The organism is Paenibacillus sp. PDC88, from assembly GCF_900106725.1.
Lineage (GTDB): Bacteria > Bacillota > Bacilli > Paenibacillales > Paenibacillaceae > Paenibacillus > Paenibacillus shunpengii.
The window spans coordinates 363,734-383,836 of record NZ_FNNT01000006.1 but is presented as its reverse complement, the minus strand read 5'-3'; the positions used below and the strand labels follow the sequence as shown (position 1 = coordinate 383,836).

13 protein-coding genes are annotated in these 20,103 nt (G+C 48.3%); all 13 read left to right on the top strand.

What is annotated here, in order from left to right; all coding sequences use genetic code 11:
• The first annotated feature begins 110 nt into the window (after positions 1-110).
• The 13 genes from BLW49_RS19615 to BLW49_RS19555 all read left to right on the top strand — a co-directional run bounded on the left by BLW49_RS19615 (position 111) and on the right by BLW49_RS19555 (position 20,016).
• A complete protein-coding gene (locus tag BLW49_RS19615; RefSeq protein WP_090726322.1) occupies positions 111-2,390 on the top strand; it encodes a choice-of-anchor I family protein in 2,280 nt (759 codons plus the stop codon).
• Between the two features lie 203 nt (positions 2,391-2,593).
• Complete coding sequence (locus tag BLW49_RS19610) at positions 2,594-4,501, top strand: PAS domain S-box protein (RefSeq protein WP_090726319.1); 1,908 nt, start codon at positions 2,594-2,596, stop codon at positions 4,499-4,501.
• 12 nt (positions 4,502-4,513) lie between these two features.
• Entirely contained in the window at positions 4,514-5,401 is an 888-nt protein-coding gene (locus tag BLW49_RS19605) for an AraC family transcriptional regulator (RefSeq protein ID WP_076312204.1), read from the top strand.
• A gap of 167 nt (positions 5,402-5,568) precedes the next feature.
• Positions 5,569-7,074, top strand: a complete 1,506-nt coding sequence (locus BLW49_RS19600) for an alpha-glucosidase/alpha-galactosidase (RefSeq protein ID WP_076312203.1) — start codon at positions 5,569-5,571, stop codon at positions 7,072-7,074.
• A 497-nt stretch (positions 7,075-7,571) separates the two neighbouring features.
• Positions 7,572-8,006: a helix-turn-helix domain-containing protein gene (locus tag BLW49_RS19595; protein WP_076312202.1), complete on the top strand. Its 435-nt coding sequence runs from the start codon at positions 7,572-7,574 to the stop codon at positions 8,004-8,006.
• A gap of 162 nt (positions 8,007-8,168) precedes the next feature.
• Positions 8,169-9,050 carry a metallophosphoesterase family protein gene (locus BLW49_RS19590; RefSeq protein ID WP_076312201.1) on the top strand — a complete coding sequence of 294 codons (882 nt, stop codon included), beginning with the start codon at positions 8,169-8,171 and terminating at the stop codon, positions 9,048-9,050.
• A complete protein-coding gene (locus tag BLW49_RS19585; RefSeq protein ID WP_090726317.1) occupies positions 9,043-9,711 on the top strand; it encodes a glycerol-3-phosphate responsive antiterminator in 669 nt (222 codons plus the stop codon). The genes BLW49_RS19590 and BLW49_RS19585 overlap by 8 nt, the downstream gene beginning before the upstream one ends.
• Before the next feature lie 220 nt (positions 9,712-9,931).
• Entirely contained in the window at positions 9,932-11,260 is a 1,329-nt protein-coding gene (locus BLW49_RS19580) for an ABC transporter substrate-binding protein (RefSeq protein WP_076312200.1), read from the top strand.
• An 18-nt stretch (positions 11,261-11,278) separates the two neighbouring features.
• The gene (locus BLW49_RS19575) at positions 11,279-12,382 is read left to right on the top strand and encodes an ABC transporter ATP-binding protein (protein WP_076312199.1); all 1,104 of its coding nucleotides are present in this window, start codon (positions 11,279-11,281) and stop codon (positions 12,380-12,382) included.
• Between the two features lies 1 nt (position 12,383).
• Positions 12,384-13,262: a carbohydrate ABC transporter permease gene (locus tag BLW49_RS19570; RefSeq protein WP_076312198.1), complete on the top strand. Its 879-nt coding sequence runs from the start codon at positions 12,384-12,386 to the stop codon at positions 13,260-13,262.
• A 108-nt stretch (positions 13,263-13,370) separates the two neighbouring features.
• The gene (locus BLW49_RS19565) at positions 13,371-14,189 is read left to right on the top strand and encodes a carbohydrate ABC transporter permease (RefSeq protein ID WP_047913487.1); all 819 of its coding nucleotides are present in this window, start codon (positions 13,371-13,373) and stop codon (positions 14,187-14,189) included.
• Positions 14,190-14,500: 311 nt separating this feature from the next.
• A complete protein-coding gene (locus BLW49_RS19560; RefSeq protein WP_177178799.1) occupies positions 14,501-16,798 on the top strand; it encodes a glycoside hydrolase family 3 N-terminal domain-containing protein in 2,298 nt (765 codons plus the stop codon).
• Between the two features lie 5 nt (positions 16,799-16,803).
• Positions 16,804-20,016, top strand: a complete 3,213-nt coding sequence (locus BLW49_RS19555; RefSeq protein ID WP_090726314.1) for an alpha-mannosidase — start codon at positions 16,804-16,806, stop codon at positions 20,014-20,016.
• The last annotated feature ends 87 nt before the right edge of the window (positions 20,017-20,103 follow it).

The window sequence follows — 20,103 nt, the reverse complement described above, 5'->3', positions numbered from 1 at the left end:
CTCGCCGTCCGTTTTACACCTGTCATACACAATGCTGCTGCTCCCTTAACAGTTCGTTTATACAATGGCAAAATGCAGCTTAAATCATTGATTCATTGAGGAGAGAGAATATGAGAATTAAGGCACGGAGATACATAACGATGTTACTGGCCGCAGGGCTGACGCTGGGGATGGTGCCGGCAGGACCGGCAGATGTAGATGCAGCCAGCAATTCGGCAGCACCTGCTGTGGCAAACGCAGCTAATGGCTTGAATGCGCTTCAGATCAGCAAGATCGGGAGCTATGAAGTAGGCGTAACCAATGCCGATGGCGGTATTGCTGAGATCGTCCGATACAACAAGGACAATGGCAGCTTCTACTTGGTCAACGGAGCTACGCAGCCGCCAAGTCTGGATATTGTAAAGCTTGAGGAAGACGGCAAGACCCGCAAAGTGAACAGCATTAATATTGAGGCGCTTGCGGCAGCAGGTGATTTTGAAGTCGGCGACTTGACAAGTGTGGATGTGAACACAGCAGGTACATATGTTGCTGTAGCAGTACAAGAGAAAGCCTCCATGAAAGCAGGCAAAGTGCTGGTGTTGGATTACGATGGCAAGCTGCTCAGGGAATATACGGTAGGTGTACAGCCGGATATGATCAAGATCAGCCCGGATGGACGTTATATTTTGACTGCGGATGAGGGAGAGCCTCGTGATGGCATCGGGGCAGATCCGAAAGGTAGTGTTACGATCATTGATACACGCACAAATGAAGTGAAGCAGGTCTTGTTCAATGATCCGTCCGTGATCGGAGATGACGTACATATTCGCGGTGATGTGAATGAGGATGGAATCATCGCTTCAATTGGTACGAAGGCGAAGGCAGAAACGGATTTTGAGCCGGAATATATTGCTCTGTCTGACGATAATAAGACGGCATATGTAGCTCTGCAGGAGAACAATGCCATTGCTGCAATTGATCTGGCAGAGGCAAAGGTAGTGTCTGTGCAAGGACTTGGAGCCAAGGATCTGAGCAAGCCTGGAAACGAGGCCGATCTGATCTCAGATGGTCAGGTGAAGCTTGAGAATGCTCCGCTCAAAAGCCTGTATATGCCGGATGGCATTGCTTCGTATACCATAAATGGCCAAACGTATCTCTTCACAGCGAATGAAGGAGATGCTACAGGATGGGAAGGTCTTGAGAATGAGCTCAAGATATCGGATATAAAAGAAGACGACAAGCTGTCTTCATCCTTATCCGAGTGGCTGGGTCAAACGGAAGACTACGATGATGTTCGTGTCATTTCCGAAATGGGCCTGAAAAATGACGTATACGAAGAATTGTACTTATACGGAGGACGGTCCTTCTCTATCTGGAATGCAGATACAATGGAGCAGGTATATGACAGCGGAAGCGATTTAGAGCGCATTACAGGAGAAGTGAACCCGGAATTCTTCAATGTAAGCAATGATGATGAAGAGATGGATGACCGCAGTCCGAAGAAGGGCCCTGAGCCGGAATATGTAACCGTAGGTGAGGTAGGAGACAAGCTCTATGCCTTTACGGGTCTCGAGAGAACCGGAGGAGTCATGGTGTACGATGTGACGAACCCGGAGAAGCCTGTGTTTACAAGCTATGTGAATACCCGCAAATACGCTCAGGAGGACATCCTGGCAACAGATACGGGACCGGAAGGGCTGGAGTTCATCCCTGCTGCCGACAGTCCGACAGGCAGCCCGCTGCTTCTGGTAGCCAATGAGGTTGGTGGTACAGTTACCATTCTGGAAATGAATACAGAGGTTGAAACGAATCCTGGCGAGCTTCCGGAAGACAATACACCAGGTGAAGCTCCTTCATTCACAGACCTGGATGGTCACTGGGCGGCTCACGGCATTACTGAACTAGCCGCAAGCGGAATCATTCATGGGATAACCAGTGAGCAGTTTGCTCCCAATAAGTCCGTGACCCGGGCTCAATTCGCTTCCATGCTCGTCAGCGCACTGGATCTGACTCCAGTCTCGGGTGAAGCAAGCAGCTTCACAGATGTCGCTTCAAATGCCTGGTATGCAGACGATGTGCAGGCTGCTGTCGAGAATAATCTGATCTTCGGCAGAACCAGCAGCTCGTTTGACCCAAGTGCTCCTGTTACACGGGCAGAGATGGTCGTAATGGTTAATCGAGCAGCCCGTCTTGTGGATGCCTCAGAGGAAGGAGCGATCTCTATACTAAGCAAGTATAAAGACTTCGCAGACGTGCAGGAGTGGGCGAAGGAGAGCTTCGCAAACCTGGTTCACAGCGGGATGATCAAAGGCGATCAAGCGGGTCGTCTTAATCCAAGTGCACACACAAGCCGTTCAGAGGCAGCCGAAGTGCTGTACAGATTGTTAAGCAAGGCAGGGACTATAGAATAAGTAAGACTTGAGGTTAGTGAAGATGGGCAGCGAGGGAGTGCAGTGTGACTTCGTGTGACGCATAAGGGTGGTTTCGCTTGTACAGCGAAGCCGCTTTTTTACATTTCAGAAATTAGAATCTATAAATTTTGTCTATTTTCTAAAAACGATCTCCTCCTATGTTGACACCTCATGTATAATATTTGAACGAGGAGGGGCGATAAATGAGTGATTTCCTGCAATTTGATCAGCAAGTGATAGCAAAGCATATTTATAATCAAGCACCGGTAGGCATTGCTCTAGTATCGACCCAGGGCAATTGGATTCATGCGAATGCTTCCGCCTGTCACATCTTAGGTTATAAGCTGGAGGAGCTCATGACCCTTCCGGCGATGGATTACATTTTCTCCGAAGCGGTTCATCCATCTGCGCTGCTGGAGCGGGCTTCTTCTTCAATTAAATTTGAAAAGGAATATACACATAGAAACGGAAACAAGGTATGGGCCAGTGTCCACGTGTCTTTGGTACTTGATGAAATATCAGAGGAACCTATCTATTTCATTGCACATCTTATAGATATCACTGCAAATAAAGTAGCAGAATTAAAGCTGAATGAAAGTGTGGAAAGATACACTTCACTAAAAAAATACAATCATGATGCCATCATCTCATTTGGCCTGGATGGCAACATCATCAATGGCAACCAAATGACAGAAACACTAACGGGTTACACCATTGCCGAATTAATCGGGACGAGAATTGCCAGGCTGATTGACGAGCAAGTGCTGGCAAATCTGAAATCAGACGAGCTTGATCATGCGCTCATTGAAGAGGGGATCGATCATATTAAGCACAAGGACGGTCATCTTGTCGAGGTCCTTGCTTCTCTTGCTCCAATTATTATTCACAATAACCGTGTTGGCTTCTATCTAATTCTGAAGGATATTACCGAGCAGAGGCGGCTTCTGATCGAGAAAGAAACGGCTGAGAAAACGAATAAGGCAAAAAGCGAGTTTCTGGCGATGATGAGTCATGAGATCCGTACCCCGATGAATGGTGTCATTGGAATGACGGACTTGCTGCTGGAAACCGAGCTTGAATCGGAACAACGCCAGTATGTTGAAATTATTAAGCAGAGCGGCAGTACCTTGCTGAACATTATTAACGATATTTTGGATTTTTCCAAGATTGAATCCGGTAAGATTGATCTGGTTCATGAATTGTTTAGCATGAGAACAACCTTGTCCGAGGCTTACTATATTAATCAGCCAAGAGCCATTGAGAAAGGGATCGAAGTTACGACATCGATCGCGCCGAATGTACCTGAGTATCTATTTGGTGATGGGACCAAGGTAAGACAAATATTGATGAATTTATTGAGCAATGCAGTTAAATTTACGCCAAGCGGCAGTGTATCGGTAAGTGTTGAACAAGTCGAACAGACATCCAGGCATGTGAGGCTCAAAGTTGAGGTTGAGGATACAGGCATTGGTGTGTCTGCAGATAAGATGCTCCGGTTATTTGAGCCCTTCTATCAGGTCGATAATTATATGACTCGAAAGATTGAAGGTACGGGTCTTGGACTTGCGATATGCAAGAGGCTGGTTGAGCTGATGGAAGGAGAGATTTGGTATGAGCCGAGACCGGATGGTCCGGGATCCAGATTCATCTTTACGGCTAACTTTAGACTTCAGCCTCCTTCCGCAGGTCCAAGGAGTGATCAGACAGAACAGGATCATGGAGCTTCTGTTGAACCACTGAAGATTCTAGTGGCTGAGGATAATGAGGTGAATCAGCTGGTGTTCATTAAGATGATGGACAGGCTGGGGTATCGGGTAACGGTAGTGCCAAACGGGGAACAGGCAGTACAGGCTTGTAAAGAACAGGATTACGATATGGTGTTTATGGATGTCCAGATGCCTGTCGTGGATGGTCTGATGGCAACAAGGATGATTCGCCAAGAGATGCCTGGCACTGAAGGTCCTTACATTGTCGCCGTCACGGCACATGCCATTCATGGGGATCGCAATAAATATTTGGAGCTTGGCATGGATGACTATGTGAGCAAGCCGCTCAGCATGACTGCCGTTTCAGCTGTTATTCAAAAGTATATCGCACAGCGAGAGGCGTAAGGAGGAACGGTGATGAGAGGCAGTTTTTTTCATCATGAGCTCTCTCCTTCCGAGGCTGGCCCTGGCTTTTATGCCTATTATTATAAACAGTGGCAGAATTATAAGATGGAATATCATGAGCATCGCTGGACCGAGATCATGTATATGATCCAAGGAACAGGTGCCATTGATGTTATGGGGGATGACGGCAGTACCGAGCGTATTGTGCTGCGTAAAGGTGAGTTTATTATTCTCGATGAGGGGGTTCCTCATCGGTTAATCGTGGAGCAGGCGGGTCCCTGCCGAATGCTGAATGTAGAATTCGGCTTCCAGCCGTATTCGGGCCCCTTCTCTCTTGGACATATAGCAAGGGAGGAGCAGGAGGTCGCTGTGTTTCTGGCGCGTCCGTTCAGGCATCTTGTGTTATCTGATCCGGAAGAAGTCTATTATGTGCTGAAGAGTCTGGTGCTGGAGCTGGATCGGCAGCCTTCCGCAGATACCAGCTTCATGATTGAGCTTCTGTTCAGCCAGCTGCTCGTGCGGATCGCCAGGCTGAGGAGTACAGCAGAAGGCAGTGAACCGCTTGCGGACGGATACGTTACAAGGAGTATCCAATATATGCGTCAGCATATTGATCAGCCGCTTCAGGTTAAGGATGTGGCGGCATATGTTAACCTGCATCCAGGCTATCTGCACCGAATATTCAAGAAACATACCGACCAAACACTGACAGAGTATTTGACCAGGGTTCGGATGGATAAGGCGAAGATGCTGCTGTCCCAGACGGAAATTCCAGTTCAGGATATTCCGGATTATGTGGGGATCAGCAGTCGTCAATATTTTCACACTTTGTTTAAGAAGCATACAGGCTTAACGCCTGTTAAATATCGGGAACTGGGTGAGAGAAAATCCTGGGACTAGAGAGGAAGAGGTCTTGCGATCTCTTCTTTTTGGTGTTCACAGGTGAGGATTTTGTACATACGGCAGATGAAGAAGTCACGATATTGGTAACGCTTCCTGAATAGATATTGCTACAATGACGAAGAGAATATCAAGGGTCTTAATATGGAAAGGTGGATGAGAAGCTGATGTCTTTTAAGGTAGCATTTATTGGAGCAGGAAGTATTGGATTTACTCGGGGATTATTGCGTGACCTGCTGACCGTACCTGAATTTAGCGATATCGAAATTTCATTTACAGATATTAGTCAACATAATCTGGATATGGTAACTGAGTTATGTCAACGTGACATTCGGGAGAATGGACTATCCATCGAGATTAAGGCGACCACGAATCGACGTGAAGCGCTGAAGGATGCGAAATATGTCATATGTACAATTCGTGTCGGTGGACTGGAAGCTTTTGCGACGGATGTCGATATTCCACTAAAATATGGTGTCGATCAATGCGTAGGAGATACGCTGTGTGCGGGCGGCATCATGTACGGACAGCGCGGAATCGCTGAAATGATGAATATTTGCAAGGATATCCGTGAGGTATGCTCGGAGGATGTACTGCTGCTGAACTACTCTAATCCGATGGCGATGCTGACCTGGGCCTGCAACAAATACGGTGGTGTAAATACAGTAGGCTTATGCCATGGCGTACAGCATGGACATCATCAAATCGCACAGGTGTATGGGCTTGAGATGAAGGATGTCGATATCGTCTGCGCCGGAATCAACCACCAGACCTGGTATATCAAAGCAAGCCATGAAGGCAAGGATCTGACTGCAGGACTGCTAGAGGCTTTCGAGAAGCATCCAGAGTTCAGCCGTACAGAAAAAGTGAGAATCGATATGCTGCGCCGCTTCGGTTATTACAGTACGGAATCGAATGGCCATCTTAGTGAATATGTACCGTGGTATCGCAAGCGTCCGGATGAAATCCAGGAATGGATTGATCTGGGGAGCTGGATTAATGGGGAAACCGGCGGATATCTTCGGGTGTGTACAGAGGGAAGAAACTGGTTCGAGACGGACTTTCCTAACTGGATGAAGGAGGAGCCGAACCAATTTGTGCCGGAGAAACGTGGACAGGAGCATGGCTCCTATATCATTGAGAGTCTGGAGACAGGCAGAGTGTACCGGGGACATTTCAACCGAGTGAATAACGGAGTTATTTCCAACCTTCCGAATGACGCCATTATCGAGGCACCAGGCTATGTCGATCGGAACGGGATCTCGATGCCGCATGTCGGGGATCTCCCGCTTGGACCGGCAGCTGTATGCAATGTGAGCATCTCTGTACAGCGTCTTGCAGTCGAAGCGGCTATTCATGGAGATGATCAGCTGCTCCGTCAAGCCTTTATGATGGACCCCCTCGTAGGAGCGGTCTGCAATCCGAAGGAAATATGGCAAATGGTTGATGAGATGCTGGTCGCTGGCGAGAAGTGGCTTCCGCAATATACCGAAGCGATTGCTTCTGCCAAGGAACGGCTTGCTGCAGGCAACCTGATTCCAACCCGGGACTATCAAGGGGCTGCAAGGCTTAAAGTGAAGACCATTGAGGAAATGCAGCAGGATCGTGAAGCGGCAAATAAGAATGCAGGTGAATCCGACAAAGGCAAGGATCGCGAGAAGATTGGAAGTTAAATCTAATCCATAAGGTATAGGGCAACACAGCGAAGCTGGCGTTGCCTTTTTTTTTTATTTAGTGCAGTAAGGCGTTAAAAAGTAACGGTCATTATTCGATATATAGTATACAAAAGGAAAACCAGCTGTTAAATTTAGGATAAAAGCATATTGGAGGAGAAAATAATGGTAAAAAGTATGGATATGGTCGTAATGTTTAGTTATTTATGTTTTCTCCTGCTAGGAGTACTGCTCAAAGAAATACCTTATTCGGTAAGACGAAGATCGTAAACAGCAATCACCATACATAATCTGAGAGCTTGTCCCTAAAGCGGGGGCAGGCTTTTTTCATTCCTTTCATTATTGACCGTCTGTTTATTCTGCCATATAATTATTAACAAAAATGTTAATAAAAAATTGCTCGATTTACGTATATTCTGGGCATATCAAGCCATACATATTTATATGATCTGCTGACAAAAGCATTACAAGTATGAGGAGTAAAGGAATGAGTGTAAATGATCAAGACTGAAACCGCTTACCGAAGAGCTTTGGAAAAAATGAAGGATCATAAGGCTTATATTGCGAATGAGAAGCTGCGTTATCAGAGCAACGGTATGAGTAAAGAACAGACAGACCTGGCCCTTCGTCCACTGTTGTCTTTTAAAGAGGAGCTGGCCGAAGAGATTTATGACTATGAAATGATCAAGAAGGGATCATTTGGTCCGCTGGAGAGCATAACGGATCTCGGAAAGAATCTGATTGCATACCGGATCTTTATGAATATATCGCAGGCTGAGCTTGCCAGGAGATTAGGTGTGTCCGAGGCACAGGTATCAAGGGATGAACGCAATGAGTACAGCGGGGCTACAACAGAGAAGATTCAGTCCGTCATGAATGTCCTGGGACTAAGAACAACGATCAAGATTGAAACGAGTGTAATGCAAGCATAGGTTATTAAGCTAAACGGCGAATCTCCATTAAAGTGGAAGATTCGCTTTTTTTTTCGTCACCTGAACCAAAATTTTTACATAAACAGCTATTGGATGTGATTTCCAGATAACATTCTCTTCCTATACTTGACCTAAGCAAACGCATAAGGAGAGTGTTAGAATATGAAGCTGGCGATCCTGGGAGATTTGCATTACCACGAAGCGGACGAGAGTACTGAGGCGTGGGTTACGGCAAGAGATGCGTTTTATAAAAAAATGCTGCACCATTTCATGAGCGCTGAAGCCGATATGCATATATCGCTGGGTGATCTTACGAATTTCGGTACAGAGAGAGAAATCAATGAAGTGTATGACATTATCGAACAATATGACGGAAGCTTCTTCCATGTGCTCGGTAATCATGATACCTATTCCCAGACCAAGAGGGATCTGCTCACTTTGACCGGACAAGCCCGCTACCAGGCACTTACGATGGACAAAGCGATTCTTGTGTTTCTGGATACGACTAGAGAGATGGATCTGACCAACTGGGGAGGCTGGATGGATGAGGAGCAGCTGAGCTGGTTTGAGAATGTCATTGTCAGCTCAGGCACGAAGCCGATGCTCGTATTTGCTCACCATCCGGTTCATTTGACGACAACGGGGTCAGATCGGGATAAGGGTTCAATCGACCCATCCATCGATATGTGGCGGATCTTAAGCAAGAAGCAGGGAACGGCTGTCTATTTTAACGGACATACACATGTGGATTCCATTACCAAGCAGAATAATTGGACATTTGTTCAGCTGTCCGCCTGCCTGGACGAGCATGCATTCCGGATGGTGGAGCTTGGAGACGATTATATCGACATCACGGCAGTCGACATTGAAGATGCTGAGCTTCCTAAGCAGCTCCCGGAAATTCATCTTCACATGAAGCATTTCTCCCCGTCCGTCCATGCAAGAGGAACAGAGCTTGAGAGAGGCTGCCGTGTGATGCTGACGAGTCAACAGGCTTCATTCGTATCTGCAGATACAGCAGCACCTGGTCAAGGTCATGTCTAAAGAGCAGACGAGTGCCGTTAAGCAGCCTTATGTAAAGAAGAGCCTGACAAGCACCAGGACAAGGGCTTCGATCAGTACACTGCTTGAGCGGCTTGAAACTTATAGAAATGTAGCTTCCATTCGTGATGTCAGACAGCTGGAGACGGCACTTGAGCATAAAGACCGTTTAAGCTGTGTATTCCTGCTGACAGGAAGCATCGGGGTCATCAAGGGCTATGTAGATCTGTTTCGCAAGCACGAAATTCCGGTATTCGTGCATGTTGAGAAGATCGGGGGCTTATCCTATGATCAGCCGGGGCTGGATTACCTCGCGAATGCAATTAAACCGGATGGGATCATTACGACGAAGATTCAGGTGGTCAAAAAGGCACAGAAGCTTGGACTTTTGACGATTCAGCGCTTTTTCCTCATTGATTCGGAAGGGCTTGATAACATTGCCCAATCGCTGGATCAGGCACAGCCTGACGTCATTGAGATCATGCCGGCCCGTATTCCTGAAGTGCTGGGTAAAGTGAGGACGATGACAGAGCTGCCCATTATCTCAGGAGGACTGCTTACCGAGCGCAGACATGCCAAGGAATGTCTCAAGTATGGGGCAACAGCTGTTTCCTCGTCGAGCACCTCCATGTGGAAGGAAGCCTTTAACTTAACTCATGTTTAACAATTGCAATTAATACCGTTAACAATGAAGAGATAAGATAAGTGCAGGATGAAGAGACAAGCATCCACTTATATATAGACAAGTAAATAGCCAGTGGGTTGGAGTGATGGAGAAACCTGAACAGACCAGAGAGGCCTTGTATAGAGCCTTGAATGGTTTCGTTCAGGTTTCTTTTGTCATGTCCAAGAGCGGCTTTAAAACGATTAGGAGGAAATAGAAAATGAAAAGAAATAAAAGACGGGGGTTCTTATCACTCATGCTGGGAATGGCGGTTATGCTATCCGCCTGCGGCGGTGAATCCGGAGAAAGCTCGGCGACGAATGCGGGGGCAGGCTCGGCAAGTGCAAGTGAAGGCACAGGAGAGAAGATTCAGATCAAATACTGGTATGCCTTCGGAGACAAGATCGAAGAGGCGAAGCAGGAGCTGGTTAAACGCTTCAATGAATCCCAGGATGAGATTGAAGTCATCGCTGAATACCAAGGAAATTATGACGACCTGCATGCCAAGGTTCAGGCTGCATTTGCCGCAGGGGATGCACCTGCCGTTTCCGACCTGGAAATCGCATCAACTGCAACATTTGCCAGATACGGAATGATTCAAGAGCTTGGTCCATTAGCAGAGCAGGATGCTGAGGAAGTACAAATGGATGATTTTAACCCGGGCCTTATGGGAAATGCCTATGTAGACGATAAGCTGTACGGACTTCCCTTCATGCGCAGCACACCGATCATGTATATGAACGTAACTGTGCTTGAAGAAGCAGGCCTTGATCCTGCCGGACCAAAGAACTGGCAAGAATTCGAGGAATATGGACGTAAACTTAAGGAAAAAGGAATCTCACTGATGACCATGCCGGTCGATATTTGGTTCTACGAAGGACTTGTTGCCCAATCCGGAGGACAAATTTTGGCTGAAGACGGTAAATCGGTACTGTTCAATTCCCCAGAAGGTGTTGAACCGGTGGAATTCTGGAAGAAGCTTGCAAACGAAGGCTTGATCAAAATCCCGGTAGGGGACGAGGCAGGGGCAACGGCTGACAAGGACTGGGCTAACCAAACGTCGGCATTCAAATTCGGTTCTACAGCAGGCGTAGCAGGAGCAATTGATATTTCAGAAGGAAATAATTTTGAGTTCGACACTGCCTTCATGCCGGCAAACAAATCCTATGGTGTACCAACAGGCGGTTGTCAGCTCGTGATGACGTCCAAGCTTACAGAGGAGGAGCAGGCAGCAGCATGGGAGTTCATCAAGTTCATGACAACGACGGAGAGCACCATCTATCAAAGTGAGCATGTAGGATACCTGCCAACTCGTCTGTCCGCACTGGAAACAGAAGAAATGCAGTCCCTGTACAAAGAATATCCGCAATATAAAGTAGCTGTGGATCAGCTTGAATATGCAAGACCTCGTCCAATGGAGACGGCTTATCCGGAAGTTGCACAAATCATGAAGAGCGCAATTGAAAAAACAATTCTCGATGCTAATGTGACGCCTCAGCAGGCGCTGGATGAAGCGGCTGAGAAAGCAAACGCGCTGCTCAGCAAATAAACGGGAGGTGGCTCTACTATGGGCAGAATTGAGCTGAAGGGAATCAGCAAATTCTTCAAGGAAGAAGAGGTTATCAAGGATTTGGATCTGACGATTCGGGACGGTTCCTTCACCGTCCTCGTCGGACCCTCGGGCTGTGGTAAATCGACGACACTACGAATGATTGCAGGTCTGGATGAGCAGACAAAGGGTGAGATCTGGATTGATGACATATGCGTCAACGGAGTGGCTCCAGGCAACCGCGATGTGGCCATGGTATTTCAGAATTATGCCTTGTACCCGACAATGAACGTGTATGACAATATCGAGTTTGGACTCGTCAATCGGAAGGTGCCGAAGAAGGAACGGGAGAAGCTCATCAAGGATATCGCTGAGATCGTGGGTCTCAGCGATTACATGAAGAAGAAGCCGGAGATGCTGTCCGGCGGGCAGAGACAGCGGGTAGCGCTGGCACGTGCCATGGTCAAGAAGCCGCAGGTGTTCATCCTGGATGAGCCGCTCTCTAACCTCGATGCGAAGCTGCGTCACCAGATGCGGACGGAGCTGATTCAGCTGCATAAACGGCTCGGCACGACCTTTGTATATGTCACTCATGATCAAGTGGAAGCCATGTCTATGGGGGATGAGATCGTTATTATGAACAAAGGCGTCATTCAGCAGGCAGCATCGCCGATGACGCTGTACAACGATCCGGCTAACGTATTTGCAGCCCAGTTTATTGGTACTCCGGCCATGAATGTGCTTCCATACAAGGGATTCAAGCTTCATTCGGCACAAGGAAAATCACAGGACATAGCAAGCTTCGGCTTCCGGCCAGAGCATGCCCTCTTGAATCCACAGGATTCCTCGGAAGGTCTTCGCCTGGATGGAGAGATCATGACACGGGAAAGTCTGGGTGCAGAGAATATCTATCAGATTGGGTCTCCATTCGGCGTGTTCTCAATCAAGACCTTTCTAGAGCCGCTTGTACCGGATAACAGAGTCAACATTACGGTTCCGTATGAGCGTCTGTACTATTTTAATACCGAAGGTCAAAGACTGAAGCAGTATGAAATCAGGCAAGAGCATGAAGGGGCCAAGCCGAATGCTCCGGAATTGATCTCGATCGGTGGAGGGCTGTAGCATGACATCTCGTTTCTGGGAGAAGCTTAGACCTTATGGAATGATATCTCCATCGCTATTGATCTTTGGTGTGTTCTTTATTTATCCGATCTTTTATATGATCTATCTTAGTTTTTTTGATTGGAATTTTGTCAGTCCGACGAAGAATTATGTAGGCTTGCAAAATTTTTCAGATCTTTTGTCGGATTCAGAGTTTATGCAGGTTCTTCTGAATACGACAATTTACACCTTTGCCACCGTGGCACTGACACTCAGCTTCTCACTGTTGATCGCACTATGGCTTAACCGCTCGGGGCTGTTCTATGGGTTTGTTCAGGGCGCGATCTTCAGTCCGCATATTATCTCGTTGGTATCCATCTCCCTGCTGTGGAGCTGGCTGATGGATCCGGAATACGGGCTGCTCAACTGGGTTATCGGGCTGTTTGGAATGGCGCCGCTGGATTGGCTGTCGCATCCGGATACGTCGCTCATGTCACTCATTCTGGTGGCCGTGTGGAAAGGGATCGGCTTTAATACACTTGTCTTTATCGCAGGACTTCAGAGCATACCGCCAAGTATCTATGAAGCCGCTGCACTCGATCGATCCAAGCCGCTGCGGACCTTCTGGAAGCTGACGCTGCCCATGCTGTCACCAACGCTGTTCTTCCTGGCGATTATGAGCATGATCGGTTCGTTCCAGGTGTTTGAAACCATTGCCATTATGACGCAGGGCGGTCCGGTGAATTCGACCAATACACTCGTCTATTACATTTATGAATACGGCTTCCGCTTCTTCAAGATCGGTTACGCTTCTGCAGCGGGTGTCATACTGCTTATCATTGTCGGCTTGCTTACCATCATTTATTTCCGTATGTTATCAAGACGCGTCCATTACCGGTAAGCATGAGGAAGGAGAGGAAATGAAGTGAATGCAATAGATCCTACAGCTAGAACGAGGGAGACCGCGGGGAACACAGGCAGACAGCAGAGCTGGAGTGGGCTGAGCGCAATGAACAGCGTCCTGAAGGTCGTCAACGTTATCGGCTTGCTGATCCTGGTCCTGATCTTCGCACTGCCCTTTGCGTGGATGATCTCCACATCTCTAAAAACACTGCCGGAGACGATGATCTTTCCTCCGGATTGGATACCAAATAATCCGCAATGGCAGAATTTTATCCAGGCCTGGAACTCGGGTCCGTTTCTCCATTATTTTATGAACAGTGTACTCATCGCTGTCGGGATCTTGATTCTGCAAATGCTGACGATTATCCCTGCAGCCTATGCCTTTGCCAGATTTCAGTTCAAGGGCTCGGGTATTTTGTTCGGACTTGTAATGGTTACCTTGATGATTCCATCCCAGCTGATCTTTCTTCCCGTCTATTTGCAGCTCAGCTCCTGGAACATGCTGAATACCCATCTGGGTCTGATTCTGCCCTTTGCCTCCAGTGCTTTTGGCATCTTCCTGCTCCGTCAGTCCTTTAAACAGGTTCCCGAGGAGCTGATTGAAGCAGCCAGACTCGACAAGGCCAAGGAGTGGAAGATTATGTGGAAGCTGATGATTCCGATGGCACGTCCAGCACTGATCACCATTGCTCTGTTCAGCTTCATCAGTCACTGGAATGACTACTTCTGGCCGCTTGTCATGACGACGAATGAAACAGCAAGAACGCTGCCGCTCGGGATTGCGAAGATCCGACAGACGGAGGGAGTCGCGACTTGGAATATTCTTATGGCAGCCAATCTTATTCTGGTTCTGCCGATTCTCGTCGTCTTTTTCTTCGCCCAGCGTTCGATCATCAAGGCGTTTGTGTACAACGGTGTGAAATAGTTTAGCTAACTTTTGATAGATAATTGTATACATGAAACGACTATATCTAAATTGAAGTCCGGCTGACAGCCGGACTTTTTTTACGTTCCAGGATGTTACGTAATTTAGTTGTACTTGAGCAGCTGACTGGAATGGATCCACAACAATCGTGCAAGTGTGTTATTTTCGGCCCATATGTTATTTTTGCTCTTATCTTCTACAGTCAGATCAAAGCTGATATGGTGTTCGCAAGGATAGACCTCAAGGTCTCTCTTATAAGAATAGATTTGATGTGAATGCTGATGCGACAGACAAAGAGGAGATGAGCTGGCATGATGATCTATAAAGATGCAGCAAAATCGGTGACAGAACGTACGGAAGACCTGCTGAAGCAAATGACAATGGAAGAGAAGATCGGACAATTGGTGCAGCCGTTCGGCTGGAAAGTGTACGAGAACGCAGAAGGTCAGATTAATTTAACAGAGGAATTTCGCAGAAAGGTGCATAAGGGCGGCATTGGCTCACTCTATGGTGTTCTCAGGGCAGATCCATGGACAGAGGTAACGATAGAGAACGGACTATCACCTGAGCTGGGGGCAGAAGCGGTCAATGAAATTCAGCGTTATGCGATCCAGCACTCGCGGCTCGGAATTCCGATCTTGTTCGGAGAGGAATGCTCTCATGGTCATATGGCCATTGGTGCAACTGTATTTCCCGTCCCTCTGTTAATCGGCAGTACGTGGAATACCGAGCTATACAGCAAGATGTGCCGTGCTGTTGCACTGGAGACGAGAAGTCAGGGCGGAGCAGTGACGTATTCGCCGGTGCTTGATGTGGTGCGTGATCCGAGATGGGGAAGAACCGAAGAATGCTTCGGTGAGGACCCCTATCTGATTGGTGAGTTTGCAGTGGCCTCAGTTAAAGGACTGCAAGGTGATTCACTCGATCAACAGACCTCTGTTGCGGCTACACTGAAGCATTTTGCCGGATATGGCAGCTCGGAAGGCGGAAGAAATGCCGGCCCTGTTCATATGGGGATGCGTGAGCTGCGAGAAGTTGATTTGTATCCATTTCGCCGTGCAGTCGAGGCAGGAGCCGCTTCTATCATGCCGGCTTACAATGAAATTGATGGTACACCGTGCACGTCGAATAAAGAACTGCTAGAGGACATTCTTCGCACAGAGTGGGGCTTCGACGGTATGGTCATCACCGACTGTGGTGCAATCAATATGCTGGCCTGGGGTCATGATACCGCGGAGGATGGTCTGTCTGCCGCAGCCCAAGCGATCACAGCCGGTATTGATATGGAGATGTCCGGGGAGATGTTTGCGAAGTATTTGGGAGAAGCCGTGGAGACAGGAAGGGTAGACATAGAAGTACTGGATCAGGCGGTGCGGCGGGTACTGACGCTGAAATTCAGGCTGGGTCTGTTCGATCATCCATATTGCGACCCCAAGAAGGCCGGGGAAGTCATCGGCAGCGCAGCGCATAAGCGGCTGGCAAGACAGGTGGCAGCCGAAGGAATCATAATGCTCAAAAATGAAGGCCAGGCTCTGCCGCTGTCAAGGACGCATGGTGTAATCGCCGTCATCGGGCCCAATGCGGATCAAGCCTATAATCAATTGGGTGATTATACATCTCCTCAGCCGGATGGGGCTGTAACGACAGTGCTGGACGGAATCAAGGCTAAGCTCGCTGATCATCCCGAGCGGGTATTATATGCGCCTGGCTGCCGAATTCAAGGGGACAGCCGTGAAGGCTTTGAGGCGGCACTTGCCTGTGCGGCCCAGGCAGATACGGTCTTGCTTGTGCTTGGCGGGTCGAGTGCAAGGGATTTTGGAGAAGGGACCATTGATCTTCGGACCGGTGCTTCTGTCGTTACTGATACATGGAATGACATGGACTGTGGAGAAGGAATTGACCGGATGACCTTGACTTTATCCGGTGTACAGCTGCAGCTGGCGCAGGAGATTCATAAGCTTGGCAAGAAGCTGATCGTGATATATATTAATGGCCGCCCGATAACAGAGCCTTGGCTCGATGCACATGCGGATGCTATTCTCGAAGCCTGGTACCCTGGACAGGAGGGAGGACATGCTGCAGCCGATGTATTGTTCGGTGATGTTAATCCGTCAGGCCGGCTGACCGTTTCGATACCGAAGCATGTCGGTCAGCTGCCTGTACATTACCGGGGCAAGCGCTCACGCGGTAGAAGATATTTGGAAGAGGATAGTAAGCCGATGTATCCCTTCGGATATGGACTCAGCTACACCTCGTTTACATATAGCGATCTCCGTTTGTCTGCCTCCGAGATGTATATAGATGATACGGTCGAAGCCGAAGTCATCGTAAAGAATACAGGAGATTGCCGAGGGGCAGAAGTCGTTCAGCTGTATATTTCGGATGCAGCAAGTCTGTATACAAGACCGAAGCTTGAGCTGAAAGGATTCCGCAAGGTAGAGCTTGAACCCGGTGAGGAGAGACGCATCACGTTTCCTATCGGACGCGGAGAACTGGAGTATGTTGGAGCAGATTATAAGCGGGTTGTTGAGCCCGGACTTTTTCACATCAGGATTGGCAGACATGTAGATGACACACTGACCACAGAACTTACTGTACTGGAGGGTTAAGCGAAATGCAGCGAATTCAAAGAATGATTCGGGAACTATCCGAGAGACAGTGGCTGGAGAGTACAGAGATTAACGATTGGGGAATGACGAGCACAACGTATCACAAGCCTGGTGAATATGATGAGGAAGTAACCCTTCCAGAGGGGACTACGCTAACGAAGTTTCCCGGTCAGCATGGAATCACCTATTTGTTCAGAAAAGAACTGAATTGGCCGGAGGCTTGGGGGAAGGAAGGCATTGGCCTTGTGTTTAGCGCCGGGAGCGGGGAAGGACTCCTCAGAGTCAATGGGGCTTCCTATCAAGGCTTGGACCGGAACCATACCTATGTGACACTTGACCCGGCATATGCCGGGAAGAATTCAAAGCTGGAATTAACGATTGAGCTCTATGATCCGATTCCAGAGCCGATTGACCCGCTAAACCATCAAGCGAACAGACCTGCACCGATCTCCAGCATAACCAGCCTGCTTGTAAAGGTGAATCGTCCAGTTCAGAGCTTAATGTATACCCTTCGAACACTACTGGGGACGGCACAGCAGCTGGCGGAGAGTGATATGCGGAGAGTCAGACTGCGTGAAGCGATGTACCGGACGCTGGATGGCTATCTCGGAATGAGTGAAGCCGACATTCGTGAAGGAAGCCGGATAAGGGAGCTGGAGGAGCAGCTCATTGCTCTAGTGAAGCAGATCGGTGGAAGTGCGGAAGGGATAGAGCATATGGTCGGTCAGTCACACATTGATATTGCCTGGCTGTGGCCGGTCAGGGAAACGGTACGCAAGACGAGCCGAACCTTCTCCACCGTAGATCGATTGATGGATGAGTACCCTGAGTACCAATTTGCACAGAGTCAGCCGATCCTGTATCAATTCCTGAAGGAGCATGACCCTGAACTGTATGAACGTGTTAAACGCCGCATTCAAGAAGGCCGCTGGGAGCTGGTCGGGGGGATGTGGGTGGAACCGGATCTGAATATTCCGAGTGGTGAGTCACTGATGCGGCAGATGCTCTATGGACAGCGATTCTATGAACAAGAATTCGGACGTACTTCGGAGATCGAGTGGCTCCCTGATACGTTTGGTTATTGTGCCTCCTTGCCCCAGATTCTGCAGCATGGCGGTATTCGCTATTTCATGACGACCAAGCTGAACTGGAATGACACTAATGTATTTCCGTTTGACCTGTTTCAATGGGTCGGTATTGATGGTACACCGATGCTCTCTTATCTCAATCATGGATTGAATGAGGATACATCGCCGAAGGATATCGAAGAGCACTGGCAATCTTATCGGCAGCGGGCTGTTCATCCACAGCAGATGCTTCTCTATGGACATGGAGACGGAGGAGGCGGCGTAACCCGGGAGATGCTGGAATACATTGACCGCAGTGAGCTGCTCGTTGGACAGCCGGAGGTTCGGTACAGTACTGCTGCAGCATTCTTCCAGACGACGGAAGAGGCCCGGCACCGGCTTCCCAAATGGCATGGGGATTTATATCTGGAGCTGCACAGAGGTACCTATACGACTCATGCCAGGAATAAACGGGCTAACCGAAAGGCAGAAGTTCTGTATAGAGAGGCTGAAGTATGGCACAGCCTGAGTAAGCTGGCAGGGGGAGAGCATAACAATGGTCATATCGAATCCGTGAATTTGGAGCAAGGGTGGAAGCTGATTCTGCTGAATCAATTCCATGATATCATCCCTGGCTCTGCCATTACGGAAACTTACGATACCTCTTCTGAGGAGTATAAACAGATTTTTAACATCGGCTCGGAAGTGTTAGCTGAACGTTTGCGGCAAATCGCAGAGCACGTTTCACTTGATGGAGCTGGAATTCCCTATATCGTATGTAACAGTCTTGGATGGGCCAGAAATGCGATCGTGGACCTTGATGTGCATGGTGCAAATATGATTCCTTATGATGAGACAGGTCAGGCTCTGCAATATGAATGGAATGAGCAGCCGAATAATGAGCACGAGGAGCAGGATGATCAGCCGGATAGCGAGCACGAGCAGGATAATCAGCAGAAGGAGCAGGGACAACCAGCTTCGCGTCTACATGTGCTTGTGAAGGATATTCCAGCCTTTGGTTATCGAACCATTTGGTTAAAAGAGAAGGAAATTGTAACCGGGAGCGGCCTTGCTCAGGAACAGGTAGCGTCGTCTCCACTCGCAGAATTCCCTGATCAGTGGGAAACGGACTATTATTCCGTCACATTTGGAGCAAATGGAGAAATAACGAGTCTATGGGATAAGGAAGCTGCACGTGAAATTGTAAGGCCTGGAGAGCAGCTCAACCGATTGGAGCTGTTCCATGACCGGCCGACCTACTGGGATGCTTGGGATATCGACCCTCGGTTTGAAGAGCAGAAGGCGGATGATCCGAGACTTGTCCATCGGCAGCTGCTCAGTCATGGCAAGGTAAAGGACATATTCCGGTTCACTTGGAAGCTGAGCCAGTCGACGATTCGGCAGGACGTTATTTTTTATCATCATGACAAGCGTATTGACTTTGAGACCCATGTGGAATGGAATGAAGCGCATAAGCTGCTCAAGGTTGCGTTCCCTGTGCAGGTCGTGACGAACAAGGCGGTCTACGAAATTCCTTTTGGCACCATTGAGCGTTCTGTTCATCGGAATACGAGCTGGGAACAAGCTCAGTTCGAGGTATGCGGACATCGCTTCGTTGATCTGTCAGAGCATGGATATGGTGTCAGTCTGCTGAATGACTGTAAATACGGATATGACATTCAGGAGAGCACGATTCGATTGTCTCTCTTGCGGGCTCCGAAGTGGCCGGATCTCACAGCGGATTTGGGAGAGCATAGCTTTACCTACTCTCTATATCCGCATCTAGGAAGCTGGCAGGAGGCAGGGACGCTTCGCAAGGCAGCGGAGCTGAATACGGATATTCAGGTGAGTAAGGCACGCCCCAATGCTTCTTCCGGTACTTTGCCTGAAAGATATTCATTGCTTCCATTTCAAAGTCAGCATGTCATTCTGGATACACTCAAACCGGCAGAAGACGGCACGGGGTGGATTGTCAGAATGTATGAAGCTTCTGGAGGAAGTGGACAGGCACGCCTTACCTGGCCTGCCAAGCTGAGCGAGGTGTTTGAATCCGATGCACTGGAGAAAGAACGGAGTGTGCTGAATCATCAGGAGCGAGTCATTGATCTCAGCTTCCGGCCCTACGAAATTAAGACGATAAAAATAAAATAGTCTTGGACAGTATCTTCGGTCATGTTAAGTTAATTACGGGCCGAAGATATTTTTTTTGTTTTTTAAGTATGTATGTCACTTACTTTT

What these genes read in the sequence shown, in the direction of transcription:
- BLW49_RS19615 (WP_090726322.1), top strand. Translation starts at nt 111, where the DNA reads ATGAGAATTAAGGCACGGAGATACATAACGATGTTACTGGCCGCAGGG.
- BLW49_RS19610 (WP_090726319.1), top strand. Translation starts at nt 2,594, where the DNA reads ATGAGTGATTTCCTGCAATTTGATCAGCAAGTGATAGCAAAGCATATT.
- BLW49_RS19605 (WP_076312204.1), top strand. Translation starts at nt 4,514, where the DNA reads ATGAGAGGCAGTTTTTTTCATCATGAGCTCTCTCCTTCCGAGGCTGGC.
- BLW49_RS19600 (WP_076312203.1), top strand. Translation starts at nt 5,569, where the DNA reads ATGTCTTTTAAGGTAGCATTTATTGGAGCAGGAAGTATTGGATTTACT.
- BLW49_RS19595 (WP_076312202.1), top strand. Translation starts at nt 7,572, where the DNA reads ATGATCAAGACTGAAACCGCTTACCGAAGAGCTTTGGAAAAAATGAAG.
- BLW49_RS19590 (WP_076312201.1), top strand. Translation starts at nt 8,169, where the DNA reads ATGAAGCTGGCGATCCTGGGAGATTTGCATTACCACGAAGCGGACGAG.
- BLW49_RS19585 (WP_090726317.1), top strand. Translation starts at nt 9,043, where the DNA reads ATGTCTAAAGAGCAGACGAGTGCCGTTAAGCAGCCTTATGTAAAGAAG.
- BLW49_RS19580 (WP_076312200.1), top strand. Translation starts at nt 9,932, where the DNA reads ATGAAAAGAAATAAAAGACGGGGGTTCTTATCACTCATGCTGGGAATG.
- BLW49_RS19575 (WP_076312199.1), top strand. Translation starts at nt 11,279, where the DNA reads ATGGGCAGAATTGAGCTGAAGGGAATCAGCAAATTCTTCAAGGAAGAA.
- BLW49_RS19570 (WP_076312198.1), top strand. Translation starts at nt 12,384, where the DNA reads ATGACATCTCGTTTCTGGGAGAAGCTTAGACCTTATGGAATGATATCT.
- BLW49_RS19565 (WP_047913487.1), top strand. Translation starts at nt 13,371, where the DNA reads ATGAACAGCGTCCTGAAGGTCGTCAACGTTATCGGCTTGCTGATCCTG.
- BLW49_RS19560 (WP_177178799.1), top strand. Translation starts at nt 14,501, where the DNA reads ATGATGATCTATAAAGATGCAGCAAAATCGGTGACAGAACGTACGGAA.
- BLW49_RS19555 (WP_090726314.1), top strand. Translation starts at nt 16,804, where the DNA reads ATGCAGCGAATTCAAAGAATGATTCGGGAACTATCCGAGAGACAGTGG.